This window comes from Acinetobacter sp. Colony158 (genome assembly GCF_019264745.1).
In the GTDB taxonomy this organism is placed as follows: Bacteria; Pseudomonadota; Gammaproteobacteria; order Pseudomonadales; family Moraxellaceae; genus Acinetobacter; species Acinetobacter ursingii.
This window is the reverse complement of the sequence record NZ_CP078523.1, coordinates 9,899-10,421: the sequence shown is the minus strand read 5'-3', so window position 1 is coordinate 10,421 and position 523 is coordinate 9,899. Positions and strand designations below refer to the sequence as shown.

1 pseudogene is annotated in these 523 nt (G+C 44.4%); it reads left to right on the top strand.

The annotated features are described in order from the left end of the window. A pseudogene (locus tag JR005_RS00045) lies at window positions 1-523 on the top strand (ABC transporter ATP-binding protein); the annotation flags it as partial.

Below are 523 nucleotides of genomic sequence, written 5' to 3'. Positions count from 1 at the left end.
TATGGCTGATTATTGAACAGCTAGTGAAAGAAGAAAGTTTAAGCGTAATTATCAGTACCGCATATATGGATGAAGCCGAACGCTGCGCTGAAGTTTATGTGATGTATGACGGGAAAATACTGCAACAAGGAACGCCACAGTATTTAAGCGAGCAGGTTCGAGGACTAACGTGGCAGGTCAAGCCGCCCGAGCAGATGAAAGCACGAGAACTACAAGCCCATTTATTGGACAATCATTCATATATTACGGACGCGGTACTAAAGGAGATGAAGTTCGATTTATTACCCGTCCTGATCATCCTAAATTACCCGATGAACAGTTACCAAAGGGCGCGGTAGTTTCAGCTCGAGAACCTGAACTTGAAGATGCTTTTATGTGGTTTTTACATCAGGCACAGCAACATGCTCCTACCACGCTTCAGTCCGCACATGATTCGGTTTCTACGGTGCAAATGACGGATGTTCAAGTGGCTAATGTGCAAGTGGCTAAGGTACCAGTTGAGTCTGTAATTGTCGTTAAAGAT